Source organism: Variovorax sp. 01N425, from assembly GCF_056399465.1.
Map to the genome: position 1 here is coordinate 310,286 of NZ_JBFTRJ010000002.1, position 20,203 is coordinate 330,488.

19 protein-coding genes are annotated in these 20,203 nt (G+C 62.3%); 7 read left to right on the top strand and 12 right to left on the bottom strand.

Translation table 11 applies throughout. The features are described 5' to 3' along the window. Positions 1–81: 81 nt before the first annotated feature. A complete protein-coding gene (locus AC1DSC_RS04585) occupies positions 82–513 on the bottom strand; it encodes a divergent PAP2 family protein (RefSeq protein ID WP_436288233.1) in 432 nt (143 codons plus the stop codon). 3 nt (positions 514–516) lie between these two features. Continuing rightward, the gene (locus AC1DSC_RS04590; RefSeq protein ID WP_436288232.1) at positions 517–1,401 is read right to left on the bottom strand and encodes a decaprenyl-phosphate phosphoribosyltransferase; all 885 of its coding nucleotides are present in this window, start codon (positions 1,399–1,401) and stop codon (positions 517–519) included. 48 nt (positions 1,402–1,449) lie between these two features. Here AC1DSC_RS04590 and AC1DSC_RS04595 point away from each other — a divergent pair, with 48 nt between their 5' ends. From AC1DSC_RS04595 to AC1DSC_RS04610, 4 genes are all read left to right on the top strand, one after another. Next, positions 1,450–1,851, top strand: a complete 402-nt coding sequence (locus tag AC1DSC_RS04595; RefSeq protein WP_436288231.1) for a GtrA family protein — start codon at positions 1,450–1,452, stop codon at positions 1,849–1,851. Beyond that, positions 1,848–3,140 (top strand): FAD-binding oxidoreductase, encoded by a 1,293-nt coding sequence (locus AC1DSC_RS04600; RefSeq protein WP_436288230.1) that lies wholly within the window; start codon positions 1,848–1,850, stop codon positions 3,138–3,140. The genes AC1DSC_RS04595 and AC1DSC_RS04600 overlap by 4 nt, the downstream gene beginning before the upstream one ends. Before the next feature lies 1 nt (position 3,141). Beyond that, on the top strand, positions 3,142–3,897 hold the full coding sequence (locus AC1DSC_RS04605; protein ID WP_436288229.1) for an SDR family NAD(P)-dependent oxidoreductase: 756 nt from the start codon (positions 3,142–3,144) through the stop codon (positions 3,895–3,897). Positions 3,898–3,972: 75 nt separating this feature from the next. After that, positions 3,973–5,679 (top strand): hypothetical protein, encoded by a 1,707-nt coding sequence (locus AC1DSC_RS04610; RefSeq protein ID WP_436288228.1) that lies wholly within the window; start codon positions 3,973–3,975, stop codon positions 5,677–5,679. 265 nt (positions 5,680–5,944) lie between these two features. Here AC1DSC_RS04610 and AC1DSC_RS04615 read toward each other — a convergent pair whose 3' ends face one another. From AC1DSC_RS04615 to pilV, 6 genes are read right to left on the bottom strand one after another with little or no spacing between them, the layout of a single operon-like run. Continuing rightward, complete coding sequence (locus AC1DSC_RS04615; protein ID WP_436288227.1) at positions 5,945–6,520, bottom strand: GspH/FimT family pseudopilin; 576 nt, start codon at positions 6,518–6,520, stop codon at positions 5,945–5,947. Beyond that, entirely contained in the window at positions 6,517–6,990 is a 474-nt protein-coding gene (locus AC1DSC_RS04620; protein ID WP_436288226.1) for a type IV pilin protein, read from the bottom strand. Before AC1DSC_RS04620 ends, AC1DSC_RS04615 begins: the two co-directional genes overlap by 4 nt. A gap of 2 nt (positions 6,991–6,992) precedes the next feature. Then, a complete protein-coding gene (locus AC1DSC_RS04625; RefSeq protein ID WP_436288225.1) occupies positions 6,993–11,354 on the bottom strand; it encodes a pilus assembly protein in 4,362 nt (1,453 codons plus the stop codon). A gap of 14 nt (positions 11,355–11,368) precedes the next feature. Then, positions 11,369–11,965, bottom strand: coding sequence for a pilus assembly PilX family protein (locus tag AC1DSC_RS04630; protein WP_436288224.1), 597 nt, complete (start codon positions 11,963–11,965; stop codon positions 11,369–11,371). Position 11,966: 1 nt separating this feature from the next. Further along, a complete protein-coding gene (locus tag AC1DSC_RS04635; protein WP_436288223.1) occupies positions 11,967–12,983 on the bottom strand; it encodes a PilW family protein in 1,017 nt (338 codons plus the stop codon). After that, positions 12,980–13,576 (bottom strand): type IV pilus modification protein PilV, encoded by a 597-nt coding sequence (gene pilV, locus AC1DSC_RS04640; protein WP_436288222.1) that lies wholly within the window; start codon positions 13,574–13,576, stop codon positions 12,980–12,982. Before pilV ends, AC1DSC_RS04635 begins: the two co-directional genes overlap by 4 nt. Positions 13,577–13,706: 130 nt before the next feature. On the opposite strand from pilV, the gene AC1DSC_RS04645 reads away from it, so the two are divergent. Then, on the top strand, positions 13,707–15,407 hold the full coding sequence (locus AC1DSC_RS04645; RefSeq protein ID WP_436288221.1) for a PglL family O-oligosaccharyltransferase: 1,701 nt from the start codon (positions 13,707–13,709) through the stop codon (positions 15,405–15,407). On the opposite strand, the gene moaC is transcribed toward AC1DSC_RS04645, so the two are convergent. Further along, positions 15,404–15,895, bottom strand: a complete 492-nt coding sequence (gene moaC, locus AC1DSC_RS04650) for a cyclic pyranopterin monophosphate synthase MoaC (RefSeq protein ID WP_018903513.1) — start codon at positions 15,893–15,895, stop codon at positions 15,404–15,406. The genes AC1DSC_RS04645 and moaC overlap by 4 nt on opposite strands. A 54-nt stretch (positions 15,896–15,949) precedes the next feature. Between moaC and AC1DSC_RS04655 the strand changes: the two genes are divergently transcribed. Next, positions 15,950–17,515, top strand: a complete 1,566-nt coding sequence (locus tag AC1DSC_RS04655; protein WP_436288220.1) for a M48 family metalloprotease — start codon at positions 15,950–15,952, stop codon at positions 17,513–17,515. Positions 17,516–17,543: 28 nt separating this feature from the next. Here AC1DSC_RS04655 and AC1DSC_RS04660 read toward each other — a convergent pair whose 3' ends face one another. From AC1DSC_RS04660 to AC1DSC_RS04670, 3 genes are all read right to left on the bottom strand, one after another. Then, positions 17,544–17,897: a phage holin family protein gene (locus tag AC1DSC_RS04660; RefSeq protein WP_307593313.1), complete on the bottom strand. Its 354-nt coding sequence runs from the start codon at positions 17,895–17,897 to the stop codon at positions 17,544–17,546. 85 nt (positions 17,898–17,982) lie between these two features. Continuing rightward, on the bottom strand, positions 17,983–18,447 hold the full coding sequence (locus tag AC1DSC_RS04665; RefSeq protein WP_018903515.1) for a hypothetical protein: 465 nt from the start codon (positions 18,445–18,447) through the stop codon (positions 17,983–17,985). Positions 18,448–18,501: 54 nt separating this feature from the next. Next, positions 18,502–19,251, bottom strand: a complete 750-nt coding sequence (locus AC1DSC_RS04670; RefSeq protein ID WP_018903516.1) for a TerC family protein — start codon at positions 19,249–19,251, stop codon at positions 18,502–18,504. Between the two features lie 484 nt (positions 19,252–19,735). On the opposite strand from AC1DSC_RS04670, the gene AC1DSC_RS04675 reads away from it, so the two are divergent. Continuing rightward, on the top strand, positions 19,736–20,200 hold the full coding sequence (locus AC1DSC_RS04675) for a DUF3717 domain-containing protein (RefSeq protein WP_015867911.1): 465 nt from the start codon (positions 19,736–19,738) through the stop codon (positions 20,198–20,200). Positions 20,201–20,203 lie beyond the last annotated feature (3 nt).

A 20,203-nucleotide genomic window follows, 5' to 3' on the forward strand; every position in this document is an offset into this window, starting at 1 on the left:
GGAGGAAGACTGTGAAATTTTGGGAAACGTCTCTCTCGGAGTCAGTCTTGCTCCAGGGATGCAGCGATCGGTTAGCCAATCTCAGGTTACGGGACTGATCAAGCGTGTCATCAGGATTGCAACTGCGATGCCAACGAGAATGCCAGCTCCAATCTCAACCCGGCTGTGCCCCATGCGCTCGCGCAAAGGCGCACTCTCAACCGTGGGGGGGTGCAGCTTATTCAGAAACATTGCGTGCTTGCCTACTTGGCGACGCAAGCTGGCCGCATCGAGCACGACGATGAACGCCAAGGCAAGCGCAACCCCAAACGCGGGGTGATCAATCCCCTGTTTGAGGGCAACGAGCGCAGTCACACTACTCACGATGGCACTGTGATTGCTCGGTAGTCCGCCATAGCCGATCAACCCGAATGCAAGCTTGCGCGCCTGCACACTATTGATGATGAACTTCGAGGTTCCAGCAACAGCCCACGCGAGGAATGGCGTGACAACGTAAGAGAAATCCGTAGCCATTGTTCACCCCAGTCCAGGCCAGAGTGCCCAGACGCAGGCGGCGATCCACAGTGCCACAGTTACCATCAACTGCCAGTCCGCCAACAAGGCGTCGGTCGGTGACTCTCCACCATCAAGCTTCTCGACCATATACCAATACCGAAACAAGCCGAAGAGTACGAGAGGCACGGTGAACACGAGTTGAGGGCGCGCCGACATTACGAACATGCTATAGAAAACCAGCGCACCGGTAGCTGACATTTCGGCGTAGCGGTCCACTAAAGACAGTGAGTACTTCTCCAACACCTTGCGTCCGTCTGCGCCGCTGAGGCTCAGCTCTTGCCGACGTTTGACCGCTGCCAGATACAGCGCGAGACACAACGTAGTGACGAACATCCAACTCGACACCGGTACAGACAACGCCATGGCACCTGCATATACCCGGAGCACGAAGCCGATGGCAATCGTGAAGATGTCGAGAACCGGCTGGTGTTTGAGCACAAAGGTGTAGGCAACGTTGAGTGCCATGTAGGCTGCGATCACGAGCACGACCTTTGGGGCCAAAAACCAGCCGCAGATCTGCATTGCGTATAACACGGCAAGCAAGGCGAGTCCCATGGAAACCGGGATTGCACCTGAAGCCAGAGGCCTCGTTTTTGATTTCTTGGGGTGCTTGCGATCACGCTCAATATCGTGGATGTCGTTGATGATGTAGGTTGCCGAAGAACCAACGCAGAACAGGATCACAGCAAGCAGCGCATGCGCCACCGAATCCGGGTTGACGAATTCTCCAGTGAACACTAGCGGGGCTAGCACGAAAGCGTTCTTAATCCATTGCTTCGGCCTCACCAGTGCGATCAGTCCACGCATCTGTGTCCAGGGGGAAGGGGGTGCAAGTGATTCATGCATGACAATCTGACGCCTGTGATGTGAGCCCGTTGGGTGAAAGACTTGAGAATGAAGCTAGCGATCTCGTATGCGTTCTTCGCGCTGCTCGCCACTATGGCGAACATCGCCTCGCAGGAACTCGCGATCTCCGTGTATGAGGGGACTTTCGGGGTTCCCTTTTCGGTCTTGGTCGGCACTGCTGTGGGGCTAGTGGTGAAGTATGTTTTGGACAAGCACTACATCTTCCGTTTTCGTACGCGCGATGCTATGCATGGGGGCCAGACTTTTGTGCTCTACGTTCTGATGGGCCTTGCGACCACCGCTATTTTCTGGGGATTCGAGTTCGGTTTCCATCACTTCTTCGCTTCTCGCGAAATGCGCTACCTCGGCGGCGTCATAGGGTTGGCAATTGGCTACATCGCCAAGTACCACCTGGACAAACACTACGTTTTCAAGGAACGCACCGCATGAGGCCAGTTTCCTCATGGGGACGACTCAACGCGGACCTCCACGACGTAGTGAATCTGCGCGACCCCGAGGCCGCAGCTTTGGTTCTAGCCGAGCGTCGGCCTGGCATCGCGCTTGGCATGGCGCGCAGCTATGGCGATGTGTGTCTCAATCCTGGAGGCATTCTGTGGAGCACGAAGGGACTGGATCACTTAGTTCATTTCGACGAACAGCTCGGTCTCCTGAGATGTGAGGCTGGAGTGCTGCTGCGCGACATTCAACGAGTTGCCGTCGCCAGAGGTTGGATGCTTGCCGTAACGCCTGGCACTCAGTTTGTCACCGTCGGAGGCGCAGTCGCGAATGATGTGCACGGAAAGAATCATCATGTGCAAGGCTCTTTCGGAGACCATGTGAGATGGCTGAAGCTGCTCCGCTCGGACGGTGAGATCATCGAATGCGGCCGCGCGGAGCGAGCAGACTGGTTTGCCGCAACTGTCGGTGGCATGGGATTGACGGGTGTAGTGCTTGAAGCCGAACTTCAGCTTCGTCGAGTGACCGGACCGTGGATGCAAGCGGAGACGGTGCCCTATGAGAACTTGGATGAATTCTTCGCGCTCGCAGACGCTTCGGAAGAAGAGTGGGAGCACACCGTCTCCTGGATTGATTGCATCGGATCTAAGGAAGGACGCGGTTTGTTCATGCGCGCCAACCATGCAAAAGCACAGGCTCGCGTCGAGCCTCGCATTCGATCGGTGGCAATGCCCGTTGTCCCACCCATGTCACTCGTCAATCGGCTGACATTGCGGCCATTCAATGCCGCGTACTTCCATTTGCACAAGGCTTCCACGACTATCGTGCACCATGAAGCATTCTCCTACCCCTTAGACAATGTCCAAGACTGGAACCGCCTCTACGGCCCTCGAGGGTTCTATCAGTATCAGAGCGTTGTGCCGCGGTCGGTGCAGCGCGATGCATCGAAGGCCATGTTGAATGAAATCACTCGTTCTGGCGAAGGCTCGTTTCTGGCTGTCCTGAAGACATTCGGCCGTCGCTTGCCGCTTGGGATGCTCAGTTTCCCCATGCCGGGCGCCACACTTGCGTTAGATTTTCCGAATCGGGGGGGCCGCACCCTAGCGCTCTTTGACAGGCTCGATGCGATCGTGCGCGAGGCTGGGGGTCGAATTTACTGTGCCAAGGATGCACGCATGCCGCGAGCGCTGTTTGAGGCGGGCTATCCGGGCTTGGCGGAGTTTTTATCGTATCGCGACCCGGGGATCAGTTCCGCAATGTCGCGTCGTTTGATGGGAAGTTGAATTGACAACAACGAATCGAAAAATCATCGTCATAGGCGCAACTTCATCCATCGCCGAGCACTGCACTCGAGAGTGGGTCAAGGCTGGGAATATCGACTTGGTGTTGGTGGGAAGAGATCTGCGGCGTACCGAGCGTGTTGCCACTGATCTTCGTGTGAGGAGTCCTTCCTCCCACATCCAAGCGATTCAGGCGAACTTCGCGGAAGCCGATGCCATCGCCGACGTCGTTCAAACCATCGTCGCACAAGGTTTGCCCGATGTCGTGCTCATCGCGCATGGCTCCTTGCCCGACCAGGATGCATGCCAACAAAGTTTGGCGCGGACCGAGGATGCTTTGCAGGTAAACGGCGTGTCCCCGGTGCTTTTCGCCGAAGCTTTTGCGTTCCCAATGGGGCAGGTGGGAAGCGGCACGATAGCCATCATTGGGTCCGTCGCAGGCGACCGCGGCCGCAAGTCCAACTACATCTATGGCGCAGCCAAGGGGCTCCTCTCACGATATGCCGAAGGACTGCAGCATCGTTTTGCCGGAACAGGCGTGAGCATCGTTCTAATAAAACCAGGCCCAACAGACACGCCGATGACTGCGGAGTTGAAAGGCCGGGGCGCGCGGCTCGCACCAGTCGAAGATGTTGCAAGCCGGATTGTCAAAGGTATCGACCGGGGCGACAGCACCATATATGTCCCGGGCAAATGGCGCTGGGTCATGTTGATCATTCGACACCTGCCTGCGTTCATCTTCAACAAGTTGAACATCTAGAGCTTGACGCGAAACCCGGTGATCGGTCGTTCTCTAGACTAGAGGCGGGCATAAAGCATCCTGTAACATGCCTCGATGCGCCACGCCAACCTTAAGCAACATCTTCAAGCGCTAGCTTCGTCTAACAAGATCATCGTCAAACAGACCTATCTCTGGGTCTTGGTACTCGGCCTTTTTTTTGTCGCAGTCGCCAAAACCGCTTGGGTCAGCGAAGACGCGTTCATTACCTTCCGGACGGTCAGCAATGCGCTCGGCGGATACGGCCTGACGTGGAATCCCATCGAACGGGTGCAGGCATTCACGCACCCTCTCTGGCTCGCCCTACTGTTGCCCTTTACGGCCTTGAGCGGAGATCCGTACTGGACCAGCATTGCTCTAAGCTTCGTGGCATTGGCCATGACACTGTTCTTGGTCGGACGCATCTGGGGGCGATGGGATATTGCAGCCCTGCTGGCAACCGCGAGTCTGCTTTGGTCACACGCATTCATCGACTACAGCACATCCGGCCTTGAGAATCCCTTGACGCATGCCTTGCTGGCGGGATACGTGATGGTGTGGCTGCGCGAAGAGCCACAGCGCAGAACCTTTCTGCTGGCATTGCTGGTATCACTTTTGTTTCTGACACGGCCTGACGCAATTGTTCTTGTAGCCCCAAGTCTCGCAGTGCACGTTTGGCAGAGCAGACAGCGCTTCGCGCAGACCGCCTTGAGCACGGTTGTTGGACTTCTCCCCGCGGTACTCTGGGTCGGCTTTTCGCTTTTCTATTATGGAAGCCCGGTCCCCAACACCGCCCTCGCGAAAGTTCAGAATGGACTCACCCTCGCGGAGAATGCTGAGCAAGCCACTAACTACATCAGATGGACGGTTGATCGCGACACAGTCTCCGCCGTTCTGCTTTTGGTGGGAACGGTGGGTGGTCTATGGGATCGCAAATTGCGGGAGTTTGCGATCGGACTTGTACTCTGGACCGCATACCTCTTCTATGTCGGCGCCGACTATATGGGCGGCCGTTTTTTCAGCGCACCACTACTGCTGGCCTGCCTACTCGTTGGTTTCAAACTTCGCAAACACGGGGGATTGTGGAAAGCGTTGTGGACTGCATATCTCGCCATAAGTGTTGGAGCACTACAGGTCACAGTCTTCTCTCCCTCCTCATTCGATCAGAAGATCCTTGCAGAGAGCGGAGTCGCTGATGAAAGAGGTTTTTACTACCAGCAGTTGGGCGTCCTCCCGGTCCTTCGGCGAGGTACTTGGAATTCGCATCCATGGCTTCTGGAGGGAGCCACTCTGAAAGAGGTTCCGGGCACTTACACGCGATGCGCGGTAGGCATGACCGGCTACGCCGGCGGACCGGACATATATTGGATTGATCCTTTGGCGCTGACGGAGCCATTTCTCGCTCGGCTGCCTGCAAGAACCGGGGGGCGCGTCGGCCACTATGAACGAGCGTTTCCCGCAGGCTATCTAGAATCGACCGTAGCTCGACAAAATCTAATCCTTGACCCTGCATTGAGCCGCCTGTATGCCGATGTGGACTTGGCTACAAGAGCTCCGCTAACTGCACCAGGACGAATGGCCGCAATCTGGCGCTTAAATGCCGATAAAGGCGCTTACATCTCGGAAAGCTTTGACCGACAGGCAATTGGATTGCCTGGGGTCAAAGTTATGAGCAGATCCAAGTTCTCCTGCTACGGTGTGCCATACGGCTGGGACGGCATCTGGAGGATCGATGGACCGCCTGTCGTCGTCCTTCGGGCATCGTTCAACTTCAACCCACAGTAACAAGTAGCGCGGATGGCAAGCTACTGACTTACTGCTGATTGTTTGCACTCTTAGGTTGTGCTCAGTCCGGCATTCGACCTAGCTGCAGTGATCGGCGCGTACACAGCTCCGAGCGGTGGCGATTAAGCTGTCCTTCACTGCATGGATGCTCGCCTGCGTCGAATCCGCGGGAAAACGGCTAAAGCGTTAACGAAAAGATGTCGACCAAGATTCCAATAATCGTGGGTTTTCTACCTGCCAACTGTTGGCTTAGAGGCACTGCTACTCACTCGGTAGCCGAAGTTGTGCATGTCGTATCCGTTGCAGGTTGGCAAGCTCGTGCACGCCCCGTCTTTGCAATCACGACGATTCGCGTCTGCTGAGTCTTCTCCGTGCCCGAGAGGTCATTGCGCTCGATCTTCAGCGTTGCCGATTGAAAAACTGCTCCGCTGGTCTGTGTATAGCCCGACGGGTTGAACATGACGTATGCGGGGCTGTTCTGCGCAGTTCCCTGTCCGGTCGCCGTGAAGTAGCTCGGCAGCGCACCCTGTTGCACGAGGAGGATATCCGACCCATCAAATTGCTGATCGTTGTCCGTGTCGACGAAGACCGTCCACCCCGCTGCCCAGTTGTTGTCTGCGCGAGGCACAACGACCGCTTGCCGGCCACGCTTCATGGCTTCGCCTCGCGCGGCGCCCAGCGCCGCAACGAAAGAATTGGCCGCCGAGGTGAGTTCTGAATTCCGTTGAAAAGCGACGAAGCTAGGCGCACCGATCATCAGCAATGTTGCAGCAATGGCGATCGTCACCATCAGTTCAATGAGGGTGAAGCCGGTACTCCGGTAGTGGCAAGAACTTTTCATGGCCAGCAAAGCCTGAATTTCGCATCTGTCGAGGCGATGCTGCAGCTCTTGACGCCCGTACTGGTGAGGCTGAGTGCGCCAGCAGTGGCATCGCTGCTTGTTGGCGTCGCGGTGAGCTTGACGCACTCGGTGATCGACTGGTTGTCGCAGGCTACCGCAGAAAGCCAATAGGACGGTCTCGAAGCGGTGTCTCCCGCATAAACCTTGAATGTGCCCGAAGCCGTAGTAGGTGTAGTAACTCCCGATATGTTGGTGAAGGCCAGGTACGTATTCCGCTGCGTCATGTATCGCTCCTGCTGCTGCATGAGTTCCAGCAGTGCGGTACGGGCCTGTGCCCGTCTTCCTTTCAGCACTGAATCCGTGTACGCAGGATAGGCAATGGCGCCCAGAATGCCGATGATTGCCACGACGATCATCAACTCGATCAGCGTGAAGCCACGCATGGAGGCGCGTTTCTTGATTGAGGTCATATTCACGATCCGCGCTTCAGGTCCAAGTAATTGTTGATCTGCCGCCAGCTCAGTCGTCCGGCGGTGATGATGACGCTCGTCTGCCCGGTGTTCCCGGTTCCCCCCGCTGCATTGCCGACGCCGCCGGAGCCTTGTGCAATGGTTTGGCTGGTGATCTTCTTCTTGCGCCGGCCGGTGCTGTCGCTGATGGTTTCGACCGTGGACGCCACCTCGATCACCAGCGGCTGTCCCATGATGCCGACGGTGGACGCCCGACGTGTCCCCGTGCCAGTGTCGACATCGATGATGTACGAATTGCCGCTGCCTCCGCCCACGCCGCAAGAGGCCGAGTCGCCCGAGGTTCCCGGAATCAGGCTGCCGAATATCAGCGTGTTGCCTGTCAGCAGTGCTCCGCTTACCTGGCGCTCGGTGCTGCCGTAATCCATGTACCAGCCCGAACTCACGGTCGATGATGTTGTGAGATCGCTCGTGGCGCGGCCCCAGGTGAAGCTGGGCACAGTGATCGCGCCTGTGGAATCGATCGTGGCCGCTCTCAGCCGCGCGCGTCCGCTGATGGCGCCCGAGCCGTTCGGCGTTGCGTCGGCAACGCTCGTGCCGTCGTCGTACACCACGTAGAACGAGTTCTGTGCCGTCGACGAGCGGTCGTCCACTTCCAGATACTTCCCAGTGCCGAACGCCACCTGGATTGCGTTGATGTTGTTCGTTGCTGCCACCAGCGTCGGAGCCATGCTGATGGGCTGCACATTGCCGTCACCGTCCTTGGCAACGAAGAGCGGATACGGCGCGTTGCTTGTGGCGTTCTTGAAAGCCGACAGGTTCGCCATGTTCCATTCGGAGGTGCCATGGCTGCGGAAGTCGAGCTTCCACATGTTGCCGTGCAGATCGCCGGCAAAGATCTGCGCCACTTCGCGGTTACCGCCGGTGGCAATGGCCGCCTTGAAGTTGAGGAGACCCGGCGCCTTGGTCACGGCCAGCGTGGTGTCCAGGGGAAGTTCCACCTTGTAGTAGTTGGTGCCAAGGGTCCAGGCAGTCTCTGGTGCTTTTGACAGGTCAAGCAGGAACAACGCGGGGTTTCCGGTGCTGAAGTTGCCGGCCGAGTTGACTTTCGTGTAGTTGTTGACTCCGCTCGCCACCACTGCGAACCACTTGTAGGTCGCTGTCGTGGCCGACGGTGCGCTGGTGCGCATCTTCAGGATTTGTGGCTGGCCGACGACGAAACCCATGTCGACGTCATCATCCTGCGTGAACTCCCACATCACCTTGCTTGCGCCGAAGGTCGTCGGATCGGTCACGTCGAGCGCGAACACGCCGCGCCCGCCCGCACCGGTGCCCGACACGAGCACTGTCTTCCAGTCGGCCGAGGTACCGGCGGAACCCACTTGTGCTTCCGCTACCACTGGTGGGCCATCGACATAGCTCTGATGGCTCGATACGTAGTCGGCATCAGTAAGCGCGGCGAGCTTGGGGGTCATCCAACTCGGGATGTAGCCGAACAGTTCATCGCCGGTGGCGGCATTGAAGCCGTGCAGCATGCCGTCGTTGGCGCCTACGAACACAGCGGGCGTACGGTTGAGATTGGCCGTTCTGAACGCGGCGTAGGTGCTCGAGTTGATGTTGTTGACCGGCGCTCCTGAATACACGACGCCTGAATTGATGATGTCGCCCAGCAGCTTGTTGTTGCGGCGCCGGAAAGGCGCGCCTTCTCGAGCGTTGCTGCCGCGCAGATAGCTCACGCGGTCGGAACCCAATGAATCGGCAGTGGCAGAAGGCGTGATCTTGTTGAGATCGGTTTGCTGAGCAGTGGTCAGCGAACCCCATGCGAAATTTGTGGCCTTGGGAACTGCATTGCCGGGGCGGCCAATGACGATGTTGCGAGTGGTGTCCGGCGCTGAAAGCAAGGCCAGTCGCGCGGTGGCCGACCAGGTCGGGGTGGGCGAGATGCTGACGTTGCCATTGGTGATGGTGATTGACTGAGCCAGCAGGTCGCCGCTCCAGTCGCTGGTATCGAAGGCACCTTGGTAGACCGAGTTGCTTGTCTGCAGCGACTTGGACTGCACGGCGCTACCAGCAATGCTGCGTGCGGAGGTGGACGCCCGGCTGAAGATGCTGTCGAAGGCGCTCAGCACGCTGCGCGCGCTGCTCTGCAGGTAATAGGTGCTGGCTTCGCCGGGGCGGGCGGGGTCTTGCCAGACGTTGGCATCGACTGTGCCGTCCTGCCGCTTGAAGGGGTTGCCGAAGGTGTTGAAGGGCTTGCTGCCGTTGTTGGCCGGATCAGATTCAAAGCCACCGTACTTCGCCGAAGTGAAGAACTGATTTCGGTTGCGGCGGGTGGCAGCATCGTTCTGGTCACCGTACTCGTTCACGTCGAAGAAGAAGCTCTTCACGCGCAAGCCCGGGCGCTGCTTGGTGGGCTCGGCGGTCCACGCCGTGCCACGGATGTCGTGCGTGTGGGCCCAGTACGAGTAACCGATGATGGCTTCTCCGCGTGGGTTGGCGTTGGTGTTGGGGTTGCCGGTGGTGTGCTGCTCGACGTTCTGCCCATCACGATAGGTGGTGTCCACGCCCTTCTCGAAGTTCTTGACCACAGTCGTCCAAGCGGTCAGATCCGGAATGTTGGCGGCCACGTTGGTTCCTGGATAGTGACTGCCATCGTGCGTATTGATGTCGCCGATGACCACGATGTTGCTCTTCAGGCACGCATAGTTGCTCGAACTGGAACGACCATCGCCATACGGATCGTCCCAAGTGGTGAATACTGGATATCCGTCGTACATGGCCGTCGTTATGCCGCTGGTTGCGATATCGCTTGGCTGCAGCCCCTGCAGATAGCGCAGTGACTCGTAGTAGAGCTCACTGACCGGGTCGTACTTCTTGTATTTGCCAGCCACGCCGGTGCGTCCGAACTTGTTGAGATAGTTGATGACACCACTCACCCCGAAGCCGGCGTTTGTGCCGGTCAATGTGCTGCTGTCGGGGTTGGCGGCGAAAACGCCGGTCGTTGCGTTCCATTCGGCTGCAGCGTTGCCGCCAGTCGGTGTGTTCTCGGTGCCATTGATGTCGAAGGTCTTGGCGCCGACATATTTCATGGGCGCGCGCAGTACACCGCCGTAGCGCCCACCAGTGTCGGCACTGTTGGTCTGATCGAGCAGGTAGCCGAACGCGGACAGACGCAATTGGTCGCTGTACTTCTGGACCGTGCCGGTCGGCTTGTAGTTGCCGTTGGGGTATTTGGTGCAGAAGGTGTAATCACGGCTGTCGGCCAGATTGCCGGAGGCGTTTTTCTCGCAGACCTTGACGCGGGAGTAGAAGAAGCCGTCGCTGTTGAGGCCGCTGGTCGATCTCGGGGTGGTGTTGGCAGCAACCGTATAACAGGCCTTGCCCACGCCGGGCGCTGGATCGGTGAATACGGCGTTGGTGCAAGCGGCACTGTTCTTGAACTGGCCGACCATCCAGGTGGTTCCAGCTCCGTACCAGACCTCCCTCGAGTTCTTGTTGAAGTTGCAAGTGCCGTTTTCGTCGGCGCACTTGTTGGCCCCGGTCGGCAGGTTGCCGTTGAATGAGAACGGCCCCGTCCCTGTCGCGACGGCGCCCAGGGTGTAGCCACTCGTATTCGTGCAAGCTCCGCCCTTGGCCGTGCCGAAGTAGATGCGGTTCAAGGTATTGGCCACCCAGATGTCGTTGGGGCCGGCTGCATTCACCATGCGTTGCGGGACCGCTCCCCAGTAGGTGCCAGCGCCGCCGCCGTTCCGGGTCAATTGCTTGGCCGGAAAGTTGGTGGAGTTCCACATACAGATCGGGTCGCCATTCGGCAGCACTGCACGTTGCAGGATGGTCAGGTCGGGAGTGTCGATGTAGCGATCACCGCCCGACAGCGCAAGCCGCAGCATGTCGATGGCGGAACTGCTGGCCCAGTTCAGGAAGTTGCCACTGAAGCCGTCGTCACACTTGCGGTCGGTGCGTGTGCTCGTCAGGATGCGGTCGAAGCGCTTGTAGTCGGTCGCCGAGAAACCGGTGGCTGGCGTTTCCGCAGGCGCATCGTTGTACGAATAGCAGGCGTAGGCGTCGTAGTAGCCGATGTACTCGGTGAGGTTGCTGTACGTGTTGTCGGTGTCGCCGCCGGGCGTGTACTGCGCGCCCACCGTCGGATACTCCACCGACAGGGCCAGCGCCAGCGCTGGCTTGTCACCGGAAGTGGTGGCATAGAGTGGATCGCTGGCCAGCGCGATGGCCTTGATGTTTGGAGCGGTCGAGGAGATGCCCGCAAAGGACAACGCGATTGTTGCGGCCACCGCTGGAAAGGCGAGCCATGCCAGGGTGCGCGGTCGCGCGAACCAGCGACGTGGATTAGGAGTAGACGATTTCATTGAAGGCGGCTCGCTTAGTCGCGATAGATGATTTGGGCGACGCCCTGGATATCGGCTCGCGGTCCGAAGCCCATGGCTGTCACGCGGTAGATGTAGCTGGTTGTAGAGCCCGAGAGATCGCGGTTTGCCGGGTCTTCGATTGGCTCGATCACATAGCGCGGCGCCTTGGCGGGCTGGATGCCGGTGGTGCCGGCCGGAAAGCTGCGTCCCGTGAACTCGCCGTAAGCGGCAGTGTGCGCATTGCTTGTTGCGGTGAAGTCGACGGAAAGCCAAGCCGGCTGGCCGCTTGTTACCAGTGTGCAGAGGCCCCTGCTGTTGCCCGAGTCGCCGCAGCCATTGACGAAGGCGTTGGTATTGGCCATGTTGGTGAACACAGAGCGCCGGCTGGAAGCAACGGGGCCGTGGATGTCGAATTCGGCGTCCATCAGCGCGGCCTCAGCTGACTGCCAGGCCACTTGCATGTCACGGTCATTCCGGGAACTGCGCTCGCCCATGGTCGCGATCTGGGCCGCGCCCACGCCAAGGATCGACACGATCACCAGCAGAAGCAGCACGATGATCAGTGAGACACCGCGTTGGCCGCCGGGACGGGGAAGAAGTTTGTGTCTCATCTCAGAGGCCCTGGTCGTTGCGCAGGTGGATCGTGAAGGTCAAGGTCTGGCGCAGCCGCCCATCCGGCGTGGGCTGGAAGACAGTCCCTGGATCATTCACGGACGCGAAGGCGCTGCCGGCCGAGCCGTTTGCGCTGCCCTTGGTAGGTCCGAATGGATAGAAGGTCTGCGTCCCCGAATCCTGAGCGGCACCTTTCGCGCTACGCAGCACCATGCCGATTCGGACGCTACGCACTCGGCGCCAGTTCGCGTTGGTGGCGGCGCTGTTGCCGGACACGGTCATCTGGTCCGCGCGCAAATACGCGTTGGGCACATTGGGCGATGCTGCGCTCGACGGCGTTGCGGTACCCGCCGTTACGCCGTCAACGCCATACAGCACCTGGAAATTCTCGACGCCCTGCACGATGGGACTGGAGAGCCACGCGCTCGTGGCTGTGTCGTAATAGGTACACATGAGCGAAGGCTCGCCCTGATTGATGCCCACCGAGAAAACGCTGGCCATGAGCGTGTCGCGCGCTGCGGCGGTATTGATGTTCGCGACCGTATCCGGTGCATTGCCGGCGCAGTCGATCATGGTTTTGTCGGCATCGGTCGAACCGACCACCATGGTGTGGGCCTGCGCTGACTGGTAGCGCATGATGAGTATGTCGCTCCCCGTGCCCGCTTCGGTGGAGGGCCGTGTGGTGGACGACGCCAACGGATTGGTGAGGTTCACCTTGGCGTTGTTGAAGCCCATGATGCTTGGTGCCGGGTCCGTCGTGGTGGGCTGGCGAGGGGTTGCCGCGAAGAACACATCCCGGTAGCCGGTCTGCACGCCAATGCGCTGGATCATGTCCGCCGCAAACCGGCCGTTGTCGCGCAATTGCGAAGCCGCGTCGACCGTGGTGAAGCCGCGCCGTGCGACGGTCAGGGCCGAGACTGCCGCCAGCACCACCACCAAGCCCACCGCCATTGCGACGAGCAGTTCGATCAGTGTCAGCCCGCGCAGAGCGCGGCGGCGTGAGGAAAGGGCAATCACAGGGTGCTCCCCGGCGTAACAGGCAGCACGACGGACGGTTGATCTGCCTGAACGACCGCTGCGGTACCCGTCTTCGTCGACGGCCGGCTCCAGCCGATCTTGACCAAAATCGGGTCGGAGTTGTCGGTCGAGGTGCAGGTCCATACGGCAGTGCCGTCCGAGCCGAAGGGGGCGCTGTCGCGGCAGATGCTGATTCGCGCACCCGGCAATGCCTCGTCCACCCGCGCCAGCCAATCGGTCAGTTCAGCCTGCGCGACAGCCGCTTTGTCGGTGCCGCAGTTCTGGCCGATTGCTAGGCAGTAGGAAGCAGTAGGCGGGGCGAGCGGGTGCGAGAGGTCGCCTATCAGGTACGGATTGCCGGTGGCGAGCAGGGCCTGGTCCTTGTTGCCGCGCATCATTTCCGCGAGTTCTCGCGCCAGCACCACGGCTGTCGATTGAAGCCGCGCATCACGGTTGGCTTGCAACGACGCCGCTTGCAGGCCCACCATGCCCAGCAAACCAAAGGACAGGACCACGATCGCGACCAGAACCTCGACGAGGCTAAAACCCGTCTGCCGGCGTATGCGATTGCGGGATAAAGGAAATGGGTTCATTGGCGCAAAGTGTTTGCAAAGGTGTCCAAATGTGACCAGCGATGGTAAGTTTTGCGCTGAACACTTGCCCTGCCGCTCGTCTCCCGCCCGCCGCCATTCGTCGGCCCGGGCGGTCGGCACAATTGGCGGAATGACTTCCCGCGCAGCGCCTGCCGAGGCAGCCGTTCTCCCATCCAAGGCCGTTGGCGCCGTGCGCGCCGGGCTGGTCGCGTTTCCGTTTCTCTGTCCGCTCGTGGCCGGCCCGTCGGTCCAGGCCTGGCAGCTGCTGGCCACCTGGGTCTGCCTGGCGGCGATGCTGCTGGTCATTCCTGCCGCCACTCCGTCGCGCGGCATCTGGGCCTGGCTGGGCGCCGGGGCGGCGGCGGTCGTGCTTTTTTCCTCGCCACATGCCGGAGCCGCCGCATGGCTGCCGCCCGTGGTCGTGCTCGCCGCCATGGCGGCCGCGGCCTGCGTGGGCGCGGGCATGGCGCGCAGTGGGCCGGGCACCTCGGGGGTGCTGGCGGTGGGCGTGCTGGTGGCCGGCCTTGTCAGCGCCGTGCTGGGCCTGCTCCAGTACTACGGCCTGGCCGAGCCGCTGGTGCCCTGGACCACCACGCCCGCGCTGGGCCAGGCCTATGGCAACCTGCGCCAGCGCAACCAGTTCGCCACGCTGATCAGCATGGCGCTGGTGGCTGCGCTCTGGATCTACGCGGCGCAGCCCTCGGCGCGCATCCGGCGCTGGCTGGTGGCGGCGGCGCTGTTGCTGCTGGTGGCCGCGGCGGCGTCCACTTCGCGCACGGGCCTGCTCCAGCTGCTGTCGATCGTGGGCGTTGCGGCGTTCATCGCGCGGCGGGAGCGCCGCGGCGTGGCCCCGGATGACGCTGCCGGCGCGCCGCCCTTCAGCCTGCCGCCGCCGCTGGTGCTGCTGGCGATGGTGCCGGTCTACTTCGCCATCGCCTGGCTGCTGCCGCAGCTGGCGGCGGGCGAGGTCGAGGGCATGATGCAGCGGCTGCAGGAGGGCGCGCCAGGCGACCACACGCGGATGATCCTGTGGCGCAACGTGCTCTCGCTGATTGCCGCGCATCCGCTCGCGGGGTGGGGCTGGGGCGAGCTGGCCTTCGCGCACTACAGCACGCTGTACGACGGGCCGCGCTTCCCCGAGATATTGGACAACGCGCACAACCTGCCGCTGCACCTGGCGGTGGAAATGGGCATTCCGGTGTCGGTGCTGATTTGCGGCGGCTTCGTCTGGATGGTGTTGGCGGCCAGGCCCTGGCGCGAGCGCGACCCGGTGCGGTTCATGGCCTGGGGCATGTTGGGCGCGATCGCGCTGCACAGCCTGCTCGAATATCCGCTCTGGTACGGGCCGTTCCAGCTGGTGTTCGGGCTGTGCCTGGGCATGCTGTGGCCGGCGCGGGGTGCCGACGTGGTTTTGCCGCCAGTCTTGTCTTCCATCGCGGCCGCGGTGCTGATGGCGGTGGTCGGCTATGCCACCTGGGACTACATCCGCATCAGCCAGATCTACCTGGCGCGCGACGAGCGTCTGCCGGCCTATGAAGACGGCACGCTCGCCAAGGCCAGAAAGTCTTGGCTCTTTGCCAGGCAGGTCGACTTTGCCGAACTCACGCTCACGGCGGTCACGCCGGACAACGCCGCCGCGATGCATTCACTGGCCGAGCGCACGCTGCACTTCTCGCCCGAGCCGCGGGTGATCGTCAAGCTGATCGAAAGCGCCGAGCTGATGGGGCGGCGCGAGGAGGCGCGCGATCAGGCGGAGCGCTTTCGCATTGCCTTTCCGGCCGAATACGAGCGCTGGCTGAAAGGGCTGCCCGTGGACGGGCAGGCGCCCTAGCCTTGAGGGTCGGCCACGTAGCTCCCCGACTTGCCCCCATGCTTTTCCAGCACGTGCACGTCGGTGATGCGCATGCCGCGGTCCACGGCCTTGCACATGTCGTAGATGGTGAGCAGCGCCACCTGCACGGCGGTGAGCGCTTCCATCTCGACGCCGGTCGGCCCCACGGTCTCGACGGTGGCGGTGCACACCACCTGCGGCGCGTTGCCTTTTTCGGCCAGTGCAAAGGCCAGCGCCACGCGCGTGAGCGCCAGCGGGTGGCACAGCGGGATCAGGTCGCTGGTTTTCTTGGCGGCCTGGATGCCGGCGATGCGGGCGATGCCGAGCACGTCGCCCTTCTTGGCGGTGCCCGATTCGATCAGCGCCAGCGTGGCGGGCTGCATCTCGATGCGGCCGGTGGCCACGGCCACGCGATGGGTGGCGGGCTTGGCCGCCACGTCGACCATGTGGGCCTGGCCCTGGGCGTCGAAGTGGGTGAGGGAACTCATGTGTGAACGATCGGTGTGGAGGTGCATCATACGAGCCCGAGCCATGGACGAGGAATGCCGCGCTTGACTCCCTTTGCCACCAAAAAGACTTCCGCCGCGCCCGCTCTGCGGTCGCTCTGCGCTACCGTTTTAATAGCCTGCCAGGTGCTGCTGCCGGTACCGGCCCGCGCCCAGATGCAGGTGCTGCCGGGCCTGGGCGACGGCGGCGAAATGACCGCCAGTGCCGAGCGCCAGCTGGGCGACCAGATTGCGCGCGAGCTCTACCGCGACACCGACTACATCGACGACCCGGTGATCGCCGCCTACGTGCAGGACATCTGGCAGCGCCTGCTGGCCGCAGCCCGCCAGCGCGGCGAGCTCACGCCCGAGCTCGACGAGCGCTTTGCCTGGACCATCCTGCTGGGGCGCGACCGCAACATCAATGCCTTTGCGCTGCCGGGCGGCTACCTGGGCCTGAACATGGGCCTGATTGCCACGGTGGGCAGCCGCGACGAGCTGGCCACGGTGCTCGGGCACGAGCTGTCGCACGTCACACAGCGCCACATCTCGCGCATCATGAACCAGCAGGGCAGGCAGATGCCGCTGATGCTGGCCGGCCTGATCCTCGGCATGATCGCGGCCGGCAAGAGCCGCAACGCCGATGCGGGCCAGGCCGTGATGATGGGCAGCCAGGCGCTGTTCATGCAGAACCAGCTGAGCTTCTCGCGCGACATGGAGCGCGAGGCCGACCGCGTGGGCTTCGGCGTGATGACGCAGGCCGGCTTCGCGCCGCAGGGCGCGGCCGCCATGTTCGAGAAGCTGCAGTACGCCTCGCGCCTGAACGACAACGGTTCCTACCCGTACCTGCGCAGCCATCCGCTCACGTCGGAGCGCATCTCGGACATGCAGGGGCGCTTCCAGTTCCGCCTCGACACCGCCCCGGCCATGCCGCTGGCCATGGACCACGCCATGATCGCCGCGCGCGCCCGCGTGCTCACGCGGCCGGGCGTCGACGTGCTGCGGCTGTGGGTCGATGCGGCCTCCAGCGGCGAATTCGCCAAGAGCAGCGCGGCCCAGCAGGCCGGCACGCTCTACGCAGCCGCGCTGTCGGCCAAGGAACTACGCGACTTCCGCGCCGCCCGCACCCTGGCCGAGCGGCTGACCGCGCGCACCGCCGACGACGCCTCCGCCGCCAAGCTGGCGCGCTGGCTCAACGCCGAGATCGAGCTGGCCGGCGGCAACGCGCCCAAGGCCGCGGGCCTGCTCGACGCCAAGTCGAAGGAACGGCCCGAGATGCTGCTCGCGGCCGACGCCGCCGTGGCCACGCGCCAGCCCGCGCCCATGGTGCCGGTGCTGCGCGACTGGGTGGCCACGAACCCGCGCGACGCCACGGCCTGGCGGGCCTTGGCCAACCTGTATGGTGCGCAGAACGATTCGGTGCGCGCGGTGCGCGCCGATGCGGAGGCCAACGTGGCCATCCTCGACTATCCGGCCGCGCGCGACCGCCTCAAGGCCGCGCAGGAGCTGATGCGCAAGCCCGGCGCGCCCATCGACCACTACGAGGCGTCGATCATCGACACCCGTGCGCGGGCCGTGGAGGTGCTGGTGAAGCGGCAAGCCGAGGAGCCGCCGCTGAAGTGAGCGAGGGGAGCGCTGCTCGCCTGCCGGCTCAGCGCTTCGAGAGCAGCCCGCCCAGCGCGGCTTCGATGACCAGGCCCAGCAGCGAATAGATCAGCGAGCCGATCAGCGCCGCCACGAAGCCGCTGACCTGGAAGCCGGACAGGAGCCCCGATGCGGCCCAGAACAGCAGCGCGTTGATCACGAACAGGAACAGCCCGAGCGTGACGATGGTGACCGGCAGCGTCAGCACCACCAGCACCGGCCGCACGACCATGTTGAGCAGGCCGATGACGGCCGCGGCAATCAGCGCGGAGCCGAAGCTGGCAACCTGGACACCGCTGTAGAGATAAGCCACCGCCAGCAGCGCGACAGCGCTGAGCAGCCATTTGATGATGATGCGCATGCGGCGCAGGATACCCCAGAGCCCCCAAAACAACGAGCCCCGGGGCGTTGCCGCACCGGGGCTCGTCAGGGACGGGGTTGCGCGGTTATTCGGCCAGTTCGTTCGCCAGCACCAGCAGCGCGCCCATGCCCATCACGGCGCCGGGAAAGGCCCAGCCCGACTGGCGCGCGGGCGCCTGTTCGGGCGTGACCGGTTCCAGGTCGACGCCGATCTTGGGGCGGCGCGCATCGACCACCAGCGTGGCCGAATGCTCGCGCTTGAGCTGCTGCGTCAGGTCGGCCAGCGGGCCCTTGGCCAGCACCGGCGTCACCTGGCCGCCATTGCGCTCGAGCAGCGGCAGCAGTTGCGCCTGCACCTTGCTGAACCACTTGGCGCGCCAGTTCTCGCGCGCGCTGTGGCTCACCCACTTGCTGATGCGGTGCGTCATGCGCGGAGCGCAGGCCACGAGCACCCAGTGGCGAGCCACGACGCTGCTGGCGTCGGGGGCAAGCTCGGCGAACTGCTCGGCCGCATAGCCGGCATCGTCGACGTACAGAATGACCTTTTCCATGGGTGCTCCTTCGAGTAATGAGAGTGGCTAGGACCGGGCGCAGGGGAAGGGCCGTCAGCTCGACGACGTTGCGGCTTCGGCCGGCTTCTGGCGGGCCTGGCGCATGGCCACCCACTTGCCGACGGCCAGCACCAGCAGCGCGCCGGCAATGCCTGCGGCGTACCGGATGGTATCGGTCTGCGGCAGCTTCGGCACCCAGGTCCAGGCCGCGGTGTTCGACAGCGCGGGATCGGACACCGCCATGGTGCCGGCAATCCAGCCCAGCAGCATGCCGCCGAGCGTGATGATGATCGGGAAGCGGTCCATCAGCTTGATGACCAGCTGGCTGCCCCAGACGATGATCGGAATGCTCACCAGCAGGCCGAAGATCACCAGCGGCATCTGGTGGGCCTGGCCGGCGCCTTGCGCGGCACCGGCAATGGCAATCACGTTGTCCACGCTCATCACCAGGTCGGCCACGATCACGGTCTTGACCGCGCCCCACAGCTTGTCGCTGCTCTGGATGTTGCCGTGCGCATCGTCATGGTCGGGCGCCAGCAGCTTGATGCCGATCCACAACAGCAATGCGGCGCCGACCAGTTTCAGGAACGGAATGGCCAGCAGCGTGAGTGCGAAGAAGATCAATATCACGCGCAGCGCAATGGCACCGGCCGTGCCCCACAGAATGCCCTTGGTGCGTTGCGCGGGCGGCAGCTTGCGGCAGGCCAGGGCAATGACGACGGCGTTGTCGCCGCCGAGCAGGATGTCGATCATGATGATCTGACCGACCGCGACCCAGAATTCCGGGGTCATGAACTGTTCCATAGGTTCCTCTTGTCTTCGCGCGGCCCGTCCATCCTGGGCTGGATGGCGGCGGTCCGGCGCATGCGTTGCATTTCGATCCATCCCGTGCGGGTAGGCCGAAGCGATGGCGAAGACCGGGCGATGACCGGGGATTCAGGAACGCTTCGACCAAACCTGCGCAGGTTCAAATCGAAGGTCTTGCTCGACAGCGCGCGCCCGGAGGCACGTGTTGTCCAACAGGCCGGAAGTGTTGTGCTTCGTATTGACGACCTGTCGATGCCGCCGTGGTGCACGGCGGCTGGGAGCTACTCCCCTTCGTGAGGAGAATTAGAGCATTGCCAATGCTGTTCTGGCAACCTCGAAATTACCGGGCTCCAAAAGGAATGCTCTCGAAAGCCTTGTGGCTAATGGCTTTGTCGCTATGTGTTTGGTAGCGCATATAACCTTCGACTGACGCGGGACATTGCCGGACTATGATCGCCGGCTCGCTGTTTTTTCTCTCTTCATGGCCGCCATTCACATCACCGACATCGAGGCCGCCATCAACCATTGGCGGGAGAAGAGCCCCTCGCCCGACGGCATCACGCTGGCGCCCGAATTGCGCGCGCTGGCCGAGGTCTACGCGCTCATGGTGTTCCACCACGAGGACGAGGTCGACGAGGTCGGCTTCCCTGAAAAAGCCTGGGCCGCCTGGCTCGACTGGTACCACAGCACGCCCGACACCCCCTGCATTGCCATCTGCTCCACCAGCCAGGGCGACGACCAGTGCAAGGGCTGCGGGCGCAGTTTCGACGAGGTGCAGCACTGGCCCGCCATGACGCCGGCCGAAAAGCGCGTGACCTGGCGCCGCATCACCATGGAAGACTCGGCCTGGCGCTTCAACAAGTACGCCGAGCGTGCGCGCGAGGCCGAGCCGCCGCAGTGGCCCGATGATCCCGCCGAGCCCCTCGGCCCCGACGACACGCCCTGAAAG

Excerpts from the sequence above, each read along its gene's own strand:
- AC1DSC_RS04660 (WP_307593313.1), bottom strand. The coding sequence starts at position 17,897 with ATGCGCATCATCATCAAATGGCTGCTCAGCGCTGTCGCGCTGCTGGCG.
- AC1DSC_RS04610 (WP_436288228.1), top strand. The coding sequence starts at position 3,973 with ATGCGCCACGCCAACCTTAAGCAACATCTTCAAGCGCTAGCTTCGTCT.
- AC1DSC_RS04675 (WP_015867911.1), top strand. The coding sequence starts at position 19,736 with ATGGCCGCCATTCACATCACCGACATCGAGGCCGCCATCAACCATTGG.
- AC1DSC_RS04670 (WP_018903516.1), bottom strand. The coding sequence starts at position 19,251 with ATGGAACAGTTCATGACCCCGGAATTCTGGGTCGCGGTCGGTCAGATC.
- AC1DSC_RS04620 (WP_436288226.1), bottom strand. The coding sequence starts at position 6,990 with ATGACCTCAATCAAGAAACGCGCCTCCATGCGTGGCTTCACGCTGATC.
- AC1DSC_RS04665 (WP_018903515.1), bottom strand. The coding sequence starts at position 18,447 with ATGGAAAAGGTCATTCTGTACGTCGACGATGCCGGCTATGCGGCCGAG.
- AC1DSC_RS04600 (WP_436288230.1), top strand. The coding sequence starts at position 1,848 with ATGAGGCCAGTTTCCTCATGGGGACGACTCAACGCGGACCTCCACGAC.
- moaC (WP_018903513.1), bottom strand. The coding sequence starts at position 15,895 with ATGAGTTCCCTCACCCACTTCGACGCCCAGGGCCAGGCCCACATGGTC.
- AC1DSC_RS04615 (WP_436288227.1), bottom strand. The coding sequence starts at position 6,520 with ATGAAAAGTTCTTGCCACTACCGGAGTACCGGCTTCACCCTCATTGAA.
- AC1DSC_RS04585 (WP_436288233.1), bottom strand. The coding sequence starts at position 513 with ATGGCTACGGATTTCTCTTACGTTGTCACGCCATTCCTCGCGTGGGCT.
- AC1DSC_RS04595 (WP_436288231.1), top strand. The coding sequence starts at position 1,450 with ATGAAGCTAGCGATCTCGTATGCGTTCTTCGCGCTGCTCGCCACTATG.
- AC1DSC_RS04590 (WP_436288232.1), bottom strand. The coding sequence starts at position 1,401 with ATGCATGAATCACTTGCACCCCCTTCCCCCTGGACACAGATGCGTGGA.
- pilV (WP_436288222.1), bottom strand. The coding sequence starts at position 13,576 with ATGAACCCATTTCCTTTATCCCGCAATCGCATACGCCGGCAGACGGGT.
- AC1DSC_RS04630 (WP_436288224.1), bottom strand. The coding sequence starts at position 11,965 with ATGAGACACAAACTTCTTCCCCGTCCCGGCGGCCAACGCGGTGTCTCA.
- AC1DSC_RS04655 (WP_436288220.1), top strand. The coding sequence starts at position 15,950 with ATGCCGCGCTTGACTCCCTTTGCCACCAAAAAGACTTCCGCCGCGCCC.
- AC1DSC_RS04645 (WP_436288221.1), top strand. The coding sequence starts at position 13,707 with ATGACTTCCCGCGCAGCGCCTGCCGAGGCAGCCGTTCTCCCATCCAAG.
- AC1DSC_RS04625 (WP_436288225.1), bottom strand. The coding sequence starts at position 11,354 with ATGAAATCGTCTACTCCTAATCCACGTCGCTGGTTCGCGCGACCGCGC.